The 13,190-nt window shown below is 42.0% G+C and carries 13 protein-coding genes; all 13 read left to right on the top strand.

Annotated elements, in window-relative coordinates; genetic code table 11:
* The first annotated feature begins 4 nt into the window (after positions 1-4).
* The 13 genes from FC30_RS05705 to recD2 all read left to right on the top strand — a co-directional run bounded on the left by FC30_RS05705 (position 5) and on the right by recD2 (position 13,122).
* The gene (locus FC30_RS05705; protein WP_103050405.1) at positions 5-259 is read left to right on the top strand and encodes a YggT family protein; all 255 of its coding nucleotides are present in this window, start codon (positions 5-7) and stop codon (positions 257-259) included.
* 17 nt (positions 260-276) lie between these two features.
* Positions 277-1,059 (top strand): YlmH family RNA-binding protein, encoded by a 783-nt coding sequence (locus FC30_RS05700; protein WP_010688745.1) that lies wholly within the window; start codon positions 277-279, stop codon positions 1,057-1,059.
* Positions 1,060-1,083: 24 nt separating this feature from the next.
* On the top strand, positions 1,084-1,830 hold the full coding sequence (locus tag FC30_RS05695) for a DivIVA domain-containing protein (protein WP_010688746.1): 747 nt from the start codon (positions 1,084-1,086) through the stop codon (positions 1,828-1,830).
* A gap of 313 nt (positions 1,831-2,143) precedes the next feature.
* Complete coding sequence (ileS, locus tag FC30_RS05690) at positions 2,144-4,939, top strand: isoleucine--tRNA ligase (RefSeq protein WP_010688748.1); 2,796 nt, start codon at positions 2,144-2,146, stop codon at positions 4,937-4,939.
* A 100-nt stretch (positions 4,940-5,039) separates the two neighbouring features.
* On the top strand, positions 5,040-5,582 hold the full coding sequence (locus tag FC30_RS05685) for an NUDIX hydrolase (RefSeq protein ID WP_010688750.1): 543 nt from the start codon (positions 5,040-5,042) through the stop codon (positions 5,580-5,582).
* 10 nt (positions 5,583-5,592) lie between these two features.
* A complete protein-coding gene (locus tag FC30_RS05680; protein WP_010688751.1) occupies positions 5,593-5,817 on the top strand; it encodes a hypothetical protein in 225 nt (74 codons plus the stop codon).
* Positions 5,818-5,837: 20 nt separating this feature from the next.
* Positions 5,838-6,524 (top strand): 5'-methylthioadenosine/adenosylhomocysteine nucleosidase, encoded by a 687-nt coding sequence (locus FC30_RS05675; RefSeq protein ID WP_010688759.1) that lies wholly within the window; start codon positions 5,838-5,840, stop codon positions 6,522-6,524.
* Positions 6,525-6,536: 12 nt separating this feature from the next.
* Positions 6,537-7,685 (top strand): cysteine desulfurase family protein, encoded by a 1,149-nt coding sequence (locus FC30_RS05670; protein WP_010688760.1) that lies wholly within the window; start codon positions 6,537-6,539, stop codon positions 7,683-7,685.
* A 17-nt stretch (positions 7,686-7,702) separates the two neighbouring features.
* The gene (locus FC30_RS05665; protein ID WP_010688761.1) at positions 7,703-8,041 is read left to right on the top strand and encodes a DUF1831 domain-containing protein; all 339 of its coding nucleotides are present in this window, start codon (positions 7,703-7,705) and stop codon (positions 8,039-8,041) included.
* Positions 8,042-8,155: 114 nt separating this feature from the next.
* Positions 8,156-9,298: a tRNA 2-thiouridine(34) synthase MnmA gene (mnmA, locus tag FC30_RS05660; RefSeq protein ID WP_143828576.1), complete on the top strand. Its 1,143-nt coding sequence runs from the start codon at positions 8,156-8,158 to the stop codon at positions 9,296-9,298.
* Positions 9,299-9,391: 93 nt separating this feature from the next.
* Positions 9,392-10,045 carry a histidine phosphatase family protein gene (locus FC30_RS05655; protein ID WP_010688764.1) on the top strand — a complete coding sequence of 218 codons (654 nt, stop codon included), beginning with the start codon at positions 9,392-9,394 and terminating at the stop codon, positions 10,043-10,045.
* Positions 10,046-10,057: 12 nt separating this feature from the next.
* Positions 10,058-10,717: a tetratricopeptide repeat protein gene (locus FC30_RS05650; RefSeq protein WP_010688765.1), complete on the top strand. Its 660-nt coding sequence runs from the start codon at positions 10,058-10,060 to the stop codon at positions 10,715-10,717.
* A gap of 11 nt (positions 10,718-10,728) precedes the next feature.
* Entirely contained in the window at positions 10,729-13,122 is a 2,394-nt protein-coding gene (gene recD2 / locus FC30_RS05645; RefSeq protein WP_010688766.1) for an SF1B family DNA helicase RecD2, read from the top strand.
* Positions 13,123-13,190 lie beyond the last annotated feature (68 nt).

Here is a 13,190-nt window from a genome sequence, read left to right as displayed (position 1 = left end):
TAATTTGGGAATATTAAGTCTTATCAGTAGTTTATTTAGTTTGTACTCTTTTTTGATCATTGCCTACTGTTTGTTATCTTGGTTTCCAGGTGCTTATCAGACACAATTAGGTCAGTTATTGATCAAAGTGTGCCAACCATATTTGCGGTTATTTGATTTTATTCCACCGATCGCCGGGATCAGTTTTGCCCCAGTGGTCGCATTGATCGTTTTACAGTTTGTTGAAAAAGGGGTCTTTATGTTGTTTTATCTCTTTTAGTGAAATGGGGGAGTGTGGTGAATAGTGAGGTCTATCAACATTTTCGCGCAGAAGAAAAACCGGTGATCGATTCGTTGAACGATTATATCAACCAGGCGCAAAATGAATACCGCCCGATCTTGACACACTTTTTAGATCCTAGACAACAACATATTGCCCAGTTCTTATTACAGGCTGATGATATGATCAAAGTCAAAGCTGAGGGAGGTTTTGCTCAAGCAGAAAGAAAGCGGCTCTTATTTTATCCTGACTATTATGAACCACAGGAAAAGGATTTTGAGTTGCAACTGTTAGAGATAAATTATCCAACTAAATTTGTATCGTTGACCCACGGACAAATTTTAGGAACTTTGGCAAATAGTGGGTTAGAGCGCGAAGTTTTAGGCGATATTATCACAGATTCACAGCGCTGGCAGATCGTCGTTCAAAAAAATATCAGTGATTATTTGCTCCAACAAGTCGAACGGATCGGTAAGATCAATGTTCGCTTGGAAGAAATGCCACTGACCCAGCGACTTGTCCCTAATAATGATTGGGAGCTTGAGACTGTTTCGGCCAGTTCGCTTCGGATCGACACGGTGATCGCGGCGGTCTATAATATATCGCGTAACCGTGTCAAGGAATTGATCAATGCCAAGAAAGTCCAGCTAAATTGGATGGTGTTGACCAAACCAGATACAGAATTAGGCGTTTTAGATATCGTTTCGGTTCGTGGTTTTGGCCGGATCAAGTTGATCGATGTATTAGGCAAATCAAAGCGAGGTAAGTTGCGCTGTGAAGTTGCTGTAATTAGAAAATGATTTAAAAATTTGGAGGTGTTGGGGATGTCATTGACCCCTTTGGATATTCATAATAAAGAGTTTCATACCAAGTTACGTGGTTATGATCAAGATGAAGTCAACGATTTCTTAGATCAGATCATCAAAGACTACGAGTTAGTCTTAAAAGAAAATGCACATTTAACTGAGAGCTTGAAACAAAGCCAAGAAAAATTGAAGTATTTCAATGATTTAAAAGATTCCTTGAATCAATCGATCATCGTTGCCCAAGAAGCTGCTGATAAGGTCAAAGCTAATTCGCAACGTGAAGCTGAGATCATCAATCGTGAAGCGCAAAAGCAAGGTCAAGATATTATTGACCAAGCCAATGAAAAAGCGCGTCATATTATCGATGAAGCTTCTAAGAAATCAAAACGTTTGGCTTTGGAGACCGACGATCTGCGCAAGCAAGCCCGTATTTTCCGGCAAAAGCTTCAAGTTATGTTGGAATCCCAGCTTGAAGTTGTTAAAGGTAGTGAATGGGACGATATTTTGCAACAAGGTGAAACAACGAGCTATGAAGCGATCCAAGAAGCAATTCGTCACGATGATACCCTTGACAAATCCAATGCAAAAGAAGTAAAATCATTCTCAAATGATACAGACGCCGAAAATGAAGTTTATGTTGCTGACAATACACCTGTGAGTGAACCAGTTGAAGAAGCAAAAGAGGCTGAAACAGTGGTCATCTTCCCTGATTCTAACGACAATGCTAGTTCACAACGCTTTGCTGATGACAGCAACAACGACTAGGCGTCTAGCTTAACAGATATAGTGCTAAGATTATAAGAGAACACGGACCTCTTTTTACGATGTCAGCGAGCCGGAAAAATGGTGCAAGGACCGGTCATCCCCTGAATTTAGGTTTATCATCTCTTTTTTATCAAACTGAAAGCAAGTAGGTTTGGTCGGTTGATCGCGTTATATGATCAAAGAGTGGAATTTATTTAAATTCTTAAATTGGGTGGTACCGCGAGATCTCGTCCCTTTGTGGGTGGGATCTTTTTGTTTTATCAAAAAGAAAGGATAGCTGTGTCTTACCACCTGAGCACAGTGGGTAAAGAGTATGCGAATCAAAGATACTTTGAACTTAGGGAAAACCAAATTCCCAATGCGCGGCAATTTGCCTGTTCGTGAATTAGAACGTCAAAACGAATGGGAAGAAAATAAGGTTTACGAAAAGCGCCAAAAATTAAACGAAGGTAAACCAACTTTTGTCTTACATGATGGACCTCCATATGCCAATGGTAACATCCACATGGGACATGCGATGAACAAGATCTCAAAAGATATTATTATCCGTGCTAAGTCAATGATGGGCTTTAGAGCACCATATGTGCCTGGCTGGGATACACACGGGTTACCGATCGAACAACAGCTCAAAAAAGCTGGGGTCGACCGTAAAGCCTTATCTGTAGCAGATTTCCGGGAAAAATGTCGTGAATATGCTTTGGAACAAGTTGATAAGCAACGGACTGACTTCAAACGTTTAGGGGTCGCAGGCGAGTGGGATAACCCATATGTGACTTTAGATCCTGAATATGAAGCTCAACAAATTCGGGTTTTTGGTAAGATGGCAGAAAATGATCTTATCTACAAAGGTAAGCGCCCAGTTTACTGGTCTTGGTCATCAGAATCTGCTTTAGCTGAAGCCGAAGTTGAATATCATGACGTAACTTCACCATCTGCTTTCTATGCAGAACGAGTTCTTGATGGTAAAGGTGTCTTGGATGAAGATACATACATGGTCGTATGGACAACGACACCATGGACGATCCCAGCTTCAGAAGGTATCACGATCGATGCTTCCTTTGACTATGCAGTGGTCCAACCAGCAGGTGAAGAACGTAAATTCGTGATGGCAGCAGATCTGATCCAAAAGAATGCTGAATTATTCGGTTGGGAAGATGTTAAGACCTTGAAAGTCGTTAAGGGTCAAGATCTCGAATACATCACAGCGCAACATCCATTCTATGAAGATCGTGAATTATTAGTCATGTTAGGTGACTTTGTAACGACTGAATCTGGTACAGGTTTAGTCCACACGGCTCCTGGCTATGGTGATGATGACTACAAGATGGGGATGAAGTATGGCCTAGAGATCTTTGCTCCTGTGAGTGATACTGGTCATTTAACGGCTGAATGTGGTCCTGAATTCGACGGTGTCTTTTATGAAGATGCTAATGAAGTTGCTTTGAACAAATTACGTGAAGCTAACTTACTCTTAAAGGAAATGGATTATGAACACAGCTATCCATTTGACTGGCGGACTAAAAAGCCGATCATCTTCCGGGCAACACCACAATGGTTCGCTTCGGTTGATAAGATCAGAGACAACATCTTGAATGCGATCAATGAAGTTAACTTCTTACCTGAATGGGGTCAAAAACGTCTCTACAATATGATCCGTGACCGTGGTGACTGGGTCATCTCACGTCAACGTGTGTGGGGCGTTCCACTTCCGATCTTCTACGCTGAAGATGGAACAACTATCATGGAAAAAGAAACGATCGAGCATGTGGCTAAATTAGTCGAAGAACACGGTTCAAATATCTGGTTCAAGTTAGATGCCAAGGATCTCTTGCCAGAAGGTTACACTAACGAACATTCACCAAATGGCAAGTTTACTAAAGAAACTGACATCATGGACGTGTGGTTTGACTCCGGTTCTTCCCACCAAGGTGTTTGTGCTCAACGTGATTACTTGACCTATCCAGCTGATCTTTACTTAGAAGGTTCTGACCAATATCGTGGTTGGTTCAACTCAAGTTTGATCACCAGTGTGGCGGTTTCTGGTCATGCTCCATACAAGCAGATCTTATCCCAAGGTTTCACGCTTGATGCTGAAGGACGTAAGATGAGTAAGTCATTGGGCAACACGATCGTTCCTGAAGAAGTTATCAAGAAGATGGGGGCTGAGATCATCCGCCTTTGGGTCTTGAGTGTTGATACTTCAGCTGACGTGCGTGTCTCAATGGAAAGTTTTGCACAAATTTCTGAAAGTTACCGTAAGTTTAGAAATACGATGCGTTTCTTATTGGCTAACACAACAGATTTTGATCCAGCTAAAGATACCATACCATTTGACGAACTCGAAGCGATTGATCAATACATGTTGATCTTAGTCAATAAATTTACAAAAGAGATCTTGGATGACTATGCTAACTATAACTTCATGGACATTTACAAGAAAGTCATCAATTTTGTGACGACAGAATTATCTGCTTTCTACTTGGCAGTAGCTAAAGATGTTGTTTATATCGAAGCTAAGGATGCTAAGAAGCGTCGCTCAATGCAAACTGTTTTATACGAAACAGTTGTCCGCTTAGCTAAGTTGATGACACCAGTAATGCCACATACAACTGAAGAAATTTGGAACTTTGTCAAAGAACCTGAAGAATATGTGCAATTAGCTGAAATGCCTGCCGTTGAACATTTTGATAGTGAAGCACAGATCATGGAAAACTGGACTCGCTTCATGAAAATTCGTTCCCATGTTTTGAAGAGTTTAGAAGAAGCCCGCAATCAAAAATTGATCGGTAAATCTTTTGAAGCTCATGTAACACTTTATGTTTCTGAAGGTGTCAAACAAGAGTTGGCTAACTTAGGAGCTGACGTGCGTGAAGCCTTGATCGTATCACAATTAGATATCGCTGATCTAGCTGATGCTCCAGCAGATGCGGATGATTATGGTGAAGTTAAGATCAAAGTTGAACATGCAGCTGGTGAAACTTGCCCACGTTGCCGTCGGATCACACCTGATGTTGGTACTGACGAACGTTTCAAGGAATTATGTGCTAGCTGTGCTAAGATCGTAGCTGACAACTTCCCTGAAGCTATTACAGAAGGCTTAGAAAAATAATATTTCCTAACAAGCTGTGTTTTTGCCGTGGCAAGAGCATGGCTTGTTGATGTTTAGCCGGATCGTATTTTTTGCTATAATGACAAGTGAGGTGAACGAAATGGATTTTGAAGAAAAAGTTACAAATGTTGAACATTTATTTGATGGTAAAGTGATCGATCTTGATCGTGAAACAGTGATGCTTCCCAATGGAAAAGAAGCCTTGCGTGAGATCGTCCGCCATCATGGGGCTGTTGGTGTGATCGCGATCACGCCACAAGATAAAATGGTCTTTATCAAGCAATGGCGCTCACCTTTAGGGCAAGTGACCTTAGAGATCCCAGCGGGAAAGATCGAGCCCGATGAACAAAATTCGCCTTTAGAAACGGCAACGCGTGAGTTAAATGAAGAAGCACGTTACACGGCGGAAAATTTGGAATTGGTGATGCCATTTTACACATCACCTGGTTTTGCCGATGAAAAGATCTATTTATACCATGCAAGTGGTTTGAGCCCTGTAACAACTGAATTACCCCAAGATGAAGATGAATTTTTAGAAAAGGTCGAATTGACTTTACCCGAAGCTTTAAAAGCCATGCAAGAGGGTCTGATCTGTGATAGTAAAACGATCATGGCCGTGATGTTTTGGCAATTGATGAATTAGGTAACTGCCAATGACAGAAAATAATCCCGAAGAAAAACCATTGCGTCGGAGTAAAAAAACGGTCGAAGCCCCAGAAGATACTGGTTTTAGCCGGACTAAGACGCGTCAAAAACAAAAATTAGAAAGCCAAGCAGAAAAGACAAAGCAATTAGCAAGAAAACTGAACTATGCCATTATCGGTCTGATCGTTGCGATCATTTTAGTCTTTCTCTTTATGCGTTTTGTCAATTTCTAAGTTAGAAAGGTCGTTTATTGATGAAGTATGGAATTATTTGTGCGATGGAAGAAGAGATCAAGGAATTGCGGGCTCAATTGACCCACAGTACTGAAAAAACGTTAGGTGGGATCGCTTTTTATGAAGGCCAGCTCAATGGTCACACTGTTGTTTTAGTGCGTTCTGGGATCGGTAAAGTTCAAGCCGGTGTGACGACAGCATTATTGATCGTTGAATTTGGAGTCGATCACTTGATCAACTCAGGTTCCGCTGGTGGGATCGGTACGGGTCTTAGTGTCGGCGATGTGGTCTTTTCAACTGGGGCAGCTTATCATGATGCTGATGCAACCGCATTTGGCTACCTACCAGGTCAGTTACCACAGCAACCACAGATCTATCCAGCTGATGAAAAGTTGGTGCATGCTTTAGAAAAAGCAGCTAAAAAAGCTGATCTGACAACTAAGACTGGCTTGATCGTCACTGGTGATCAATTTGTGGCTTCAAGTGATAAGATCCAAGCGATCAAAGAGATCTACCCTGAAGCGCTTTGCTGTGAAATGGAAGGGGCTGCGATCGCACAAGTGGCTTATCAATTTAAAGTGCCATTTGTCATCGTCCGGGCAATGTCAGATGTCGGTGATGAAGATGCTGGACAAACATTTGACGAATTTATCATTGATGCTGGCAAGCGTTCAGCTAAGATGATCTTAAATTTGATGCAAGATTAGTGAGGAATAGACGTGAATAATATTTATTTGGATAATGCTGGGACAACCCCGATGGATCCAGCTGTTATCAAAACGATGACTGAGATGATGAACGATGTCTTTGGCAATGCTTCGGCGACCAATTCTTTTGGCCGCAAAGCGCATAGCATTTTAGAGCAAAGTCGTCAAAAAATAGCTGCTTCGATCAATGCACAAGATCCTAATGAGATCATTTTTACGAGCGGGGGGACCGAAAGCGATAATACTGCGATCATCCAAACTGCTTTGAAACGAAAAAATGAGGGACGGCATTTGATCACGACTATGATCGAGCATGAAGCTGTTTTAAAACCCATGGCTTATTTGGAGGAAAATGGCTACGAGGTGACCTATTTACCAGTCGATGAAAATGGTGTGATCTCGTTGGATGATCTAAAACAAGCTCTACGGCCAGATACGATCTTAGTTTCGGTCATGACTGGGAACAATGAAGTTGGTAGTCATATGCCGATAACTGAGATCGGAGCTATCGTGGCTAAAAGCAATGCATGGTTTCATACAGATGCAGTTCAAGCTTATGGGATCTTAGATATCGATGTCAAACGCGACCAGATCGATCTCATGTCGACTTCAGCGCACAAATTGAATGGTCCAAAACAAATGGGCTTTTTGTACGAACGTGATGGCCTTGATCTAGCACCACATCTTATGGGGGGCGATCAAGAAATGAAGAGACGGGCAGGAACAGAAAATATTCCGGCGATCGCAGCATTTGCTAAAGCGGTCGAGCTCGAACAAAACGCTCGCGCTGAATTGACAGCACGTTACCAAGGTTTCAAGCGCCAATTAGTAGATAAGCTAGCTGAAAATGGCGTGGACGTGAAGGTAAATGGTAAAATGGGAGCAGATGAACTCCCACAGATCATCAATCTATGGTTTGAGGGATGCCAAAATGATGCGATGTTGACCAATTTAGATCTAGCAGGGATCGCAGCTGCCTCTGGCTCTGCCTGCACAGCTGGATCTTTAGAACCTTCACATGTTTTAGCAGCAATGTATGGTAAAGACCAAGCTCGGGTGAGTCAATCACTGCGCTTTAGCTTTGGTAAATACAATACAGCAGCTGAGATCGATGAATTGGTCGCTCAATTGACTAAGATCAGTCAACGTATCAAAAAATAAGTTAGAGGTGTGTAATTATGGCATATGGTACAACAGCTAAAATTTTAGGTGATACGACCACATATCAACTATCACCAAATGTTAGGAAGTATTCTTTACGTGATACGGGCTTTATTGAGACTAAAGGTGGTAAATTCCAATTAGAACGTTCACTAGATCCAGCCTCACCATTTAAAGGCTTTAAACTAAAGATCGTTGTTTCCGCTGATCTAAAAAGTTTCAAAATGGTAACGACGACCGCTAATGGCTTAAAAGAAGTCAACATCTTCAAGGGAAAAGATGCAGCGGCTAACCAAGAACAATTGGAATATATCTTAGCTGATCTCGTGGCGCGTAATGTTATCGAAAAAGCATAAAAATTTAATATAAAAAAGTAAGCGAACCTTGTCAAAGTTAGGAATAATCGTTATAATGGTAGCTACTGAATAAAACGACCTTCAAATCGTCTGGATTCAGAATCTAATGAAATGATGGTGAGTTCTTACATGCAAGATAATAGTAAGACAAGAGTTGTTGTGGGCATGAGTGGTGGCGTTGACTCGTCAGTTGTGGCTTATTTGCTCAAGCAACAAGGTTATGATGTTGTCGGAGTTTTTATGAAAAACTGGGATGACAAAAATGATAGCGGAGTTTGTACCGCAACTGAAGACTACCAAGATGTAGCTAAGGTAGCCGATCAGATCGGGATCCCATATTACTCGGTCAACTTTGAAAAAGAATACTGGGATGGTGTTTTCACCTACTTCTTAGATGAATATAAAAAGGGACGTACACCTAATCCCGATGTGATGTGTAACAAAGAGGTCAAATTCAAGGCCTTCTTGGATTATGCGATGGAATTAGATGCCGATTATATCGCAATGGGACATTACGCACAGTTGTCACGTGATGAAGATGGCACGGTGCATCTATTGCGTGGGGCTGATGAAAATAAGGATCAAACTTATTTCTTGAGCCAATTAACACAAAAAAATCTGCAAAAAGCAATGTTTCCGATCGGGAATATGGACAAGTCAGAAGTGCGTAAGATCGCAGAAGAGGCTGGTCTAGCAACCGCTAAGAAGAAAGACTCGACGGGTGTTTGCTTTATTGGTGAACGTGACTTCAACAAGTTTTTAAGTGAATTTTTACCAGCTAAGCCAGGTTTGATGAAGACTTTGGATGGTGAAGTAAAGGGCGAACACTTTGGCTTGATGAACTACACGATCGGGCAACGCCGTGGTCTAGGGATCGGTGGCGATGCTAAGAGCAATGAGCCTTGGTTTGTTGTCGGTAAAGACCTAGCAACTAATACTTTGTTAGTTGGACAAGGCTATCACAATGAGTACCTATACGCAACAAGCTTAAAAGCAAGTGAATTGAGTTTTGTTGCGCCGATCGAGGATCGTGGCAATGAGTTCCATTGTACAGCGAAGTTCCGTTACCGCCAAAAAGATTCGGGCGTTACCGTTTGTTTTAACGCTGATCGCACAGAGGTAGAAGTTATCTTTGACGAACCCGTTAGAGCGATCACACCAGGGCAAGAAGTTGTCTTTTATGATGGCGCTGAATGCCTAGGTAGTGGAACGATCGATCACGCTTATCAAAACGGCAAGCAATTACAATACGTTTAGAGATTTAGGGACTGTAGCTTAAGGCTATGGTCCTTTTTTCTTTGGGCTAGGTATGCTAAAATTTAGACAATAGACATGGAAGAGGGATGGATTTTGACAAAGTTGTTTTTTGTACGCCATGGAAAAACTGAATGGAATTTAGAAGGGCGTTATCAAGGGGCGCGTGGTGATTCACCATTACTACCCGAGAGTTATCGCGAGATCGAAGAATTGGCGACTTATTTAAATGATTTTAAATTTGCTAAGGTCTATTGTAGTCCGATCCGCCGAGCTAAAGTGACTGCACAAAAGCTAGTCGCTAATTTAGCACAGCCGGTCAAGTTAGAGGCTGATGTAGCTTTCCAAGAATTTAACTTAGGAAAGATGGAAGGGATGAAATTTACCGAAGTCGCAGAAAAATATCCAGCTGAACTCGACGGTTTCCGGCATCACCCCGATAAATACGATCCAAGTAAGATCGAAGGTGAAAGCTTTGAAGAGTTATTTGAAAGAATGACCCCAAAGATTAAGGCGATCTGTGAACGTTATCCGAAAGATAATGTCATTATTGTCAGTCATGGAGCGGCTTTGTGTGCTGAGATCAGACATTTACTTGGGGTCCCGTTAGACCAAATCCGGGCTAAGGGTGGATTAGCTAATACAAGTACCACGATCTTAGAGACGAAAGATGGTCAAAACTTTAAGTGTCTGGCTTGGAATAAGACAGATTATCTAAAAAAGAAACTTGATCCGACTGATATTGTGTAAGAAGGTGTAATGATGAAACGGGCTAAACAAGATGAAAAGATGCAACAAGTCATCCAAGAATTGATCCAAAAGATCGATGCTGATCCATACGACCAAGAGAGTTATTATACTTTAGGGACGGCGTTAACTGAAGAAAAGAGCTTTGCCCAAGCGGAAGAACTTTTTAAAAAAGCGCTCAATGCTTTGAGTGATAGGACAGAAAAAACAGAATTATTGCATTATGGACTGGGCAATGTCTATTATGCAAGTGAACTCTATGATGAGGCAATCGCACAGTTCAACTTGATCCAAGATGGAAAATTACAAGCCGAAGCCTATACGATGTTGGCTCAAGCTTATTATGCGAAAGCTGACTATCAAAAGGCTTTAGTCTTTGCTTTGACAGCAAGTGAGAAGATGCGATCAGCAGCAACTTTAAGTTTGATGGGCGATTGTTTTTTAGCCTTGGGCAATTTTGGCCCAGCCAAGGACTATTACCAACAGGCTTTGCAATTAGAACCAAATGACACGCGGATCAATTTTCAGTTGGGTGTGCTCGCAGTTGTGAACGGTGCTGACCCAACATCATATTTTGAGCGCGCCAAGCAAAGTGATCCTAAGATCTATCAAACATTAAAGACACGTCTAAACGATGTGGAACAGACGATGCAGGCAACAACAAAGAAAAAATAAGGCGGTAGATGATGCAACAAGAGACACTGACACTATTTGATGAGGATAAAAATGAAGGTTATTTAGTCGCCGAAGTTCTAAATATCTTTTTTGAAGCACCAGCAAGTTTGTATAAAGTAGCGCTTGTGGGCATCACCGAGACCGATCTTGATCTAGATAGTGAAGTGACGATCACAGGGAATTTTCCCGAGCTCGTTGAGGGAACAAGTTACTATTTTAAGGGAAAGATCACCGAACACCCTAAATATGGCCGTCAAGTCCAAGTGCTCAGCTATAAGCCAGAGATCTTGTCTTCAAAAGATGGTGTGATCGCGTATTTAGCTGGTGATCATTTTGAAGGGATCGGTAAGAAGACAGCTGAAAAAATCGTTGCTCAGTTGGGCGAAAATGCCGTCGATAAGCTTTTAAATGATCCAACAGTTGCTGATGAGTTGGGTTTGAGTGCCAAGCAAAAGGAGAACCTATTAGCCGGGATCACAGCGGATAATGGGGCTGAACACACTCTGATCAGCTTGAGTACATTAGGCTTTTCCGAGAAAATGGCGGGTAAGCTCTTTGAAAAATATCGTGAAAAGACTTTAGATGTCGTCCATGAAAATCCATATCAGCTAGTTTATGATATTGAAGGCTTCGGTTTTAATCGTGCTGATCAGCTAGCTTTGAAACTGGGTGTGGCTGCGACAGCTGAAGTTCGCTTAGCGGCGGCGATCTTTGAAAGCATGGCCCAATTGAGCCTATATTTGGGAAATACTTATACGGATGGTCCCACATTATTAAAGGAGGCCTTACGCTTATTAGAGCAGAGCCGCCCTGAGAAGATCGAACCTGAATTATTAGCTGACCAGTTATTGAAAATGGGTGAAAAAGGCCAAGTGATCTCAGATGATAGTCGGATCTATTTACGACGCTACTATGAAGCTGAATATACGATCGCTGAAGAGCTCAAGCGTTTGGCGACTAAAACAAGTGAGCAAGAGGTAAGTGATACCCAGATCGATGACTTTATCCAAGCAATCCAAAAAGATCTCCAGATAACGTATGGTCCTGATCAAAAAGCGGCGATCAAAGCGGCTGTTAAAGCCCCAGTCTTTTTACTGACCGGGGGACCTGGTACAGGTAAGACTACGATCATTATGGGAATCGTGCGGACGTTTGCGGCGCTACACGAGCTTGATCTATCAGATACGAGTCAAACGCCGATCCTCTTAGCTGCTCCTACCGGAAGAGCTGCTAAGAAGATGAGTGAAGCTACTGGGTTACCTGCTTCAACGATTCACCGCCTATTGGGCTTGAATGGTCGTGAAGATGAATTGCCTGAAGAGACAAAAGTACTAGAGGGTCAATTATTGATCGTTGATGAAACTTCGATGGTCGATACTGTCTTGTTACAGTTACTATTAGAAAGTATTCCCGAACAGATGCAAGTTATCTTTGTGGGGGACCGTAATCAGTTGCCTTCAGTGGGACCAGGTCAGGTCTTTTCTGATCTGTTAGCCAGTGAAACTTTACCGCAAAAAGAGCTCGCCAAGATCTATCGGCAAGGTGATGGGTCAACGATCATCAAATTGGCACATGCGGTCAAGGATGGGATCGTCCCACCTGATCTAATGCAAAAGACCAATGACCGTTCATTTATTCCTTGTCATGCCGATCAAGTGAGTTCAGTGGTCGAACAAGTCGTTACAGCAGCTTTAGCTAAGCAAAATAAGAGTGATGATGTTCAGATCTTAGCGCCTATGTATCGTGGGGCTGCCGGGATCACTAACTTGAATCAGACGCTACAGGCACTCTTGAATCCTAAAAAAACACAACAAAAAGAGATCAAGTTTGGAAATAACGTATTTCGGATCGGTGACCGTGTTTTACATTTAGTCAATGACCCAGAAAATAATATTTTTAATGGCGATATTGGTAAGATAGTCGGGATCGAGTTGAAAAAAGATCGCCCCAAAGAAGATAAGGTGATCATCTCATTTGATGGTCAAGAAGTCGAGTTTGGTCGTAAAGATCTCATCAACTTGACACTAGCTTATTGTATGTCGATCCATAAATCACAAGGTAGTGAATTTCCGATCGTGATCTTACCTATGGTCCAACAGTATTCACGGATGTTTGCCCGGAACTTGCTCTATACAGCTTTAACACGGGCCAAGGAAAAGCTTATCTTATTGGGTGAACCAGAAGCTTATGCTAAATGTATTCAAACTGTAGCCTTAAACCGTAAAACTACGCTTACGATGCGTTTATGGGAAGTTTTGGGTAAACCGAAGAGTTCGGACACTAAAGAAGCTACTAAAGCGGGAAGTGCGCCCAAGTTTATTTTAACGCCAGCTTTGGTCAAAACGGGTGAGATCGACCCGATGATCGGGATGGATAATTTGACACCGGCGGATTTCATGCGGTAATAAAGTGAGTCAATGTAGTCTACAAAACGAGGGTCCTACTATGATGCGTTTTTGGCATCATAGTAGGA

Source organism: Ligilactobacillus animalis KCTC 3501 = DSM 20602, assembly GCF_001434535.1.
GTDB lineage: Bacteria > Bacillota > Bacilli > Lactobacillales > Lactobacillaceae > Ligilactobacillus > Ligilactobacillus animalis.
Note: the sequence above shows the minus strand (reverse complement) of the source record. Positions and strands in the feature narration are given on the sequence as shown.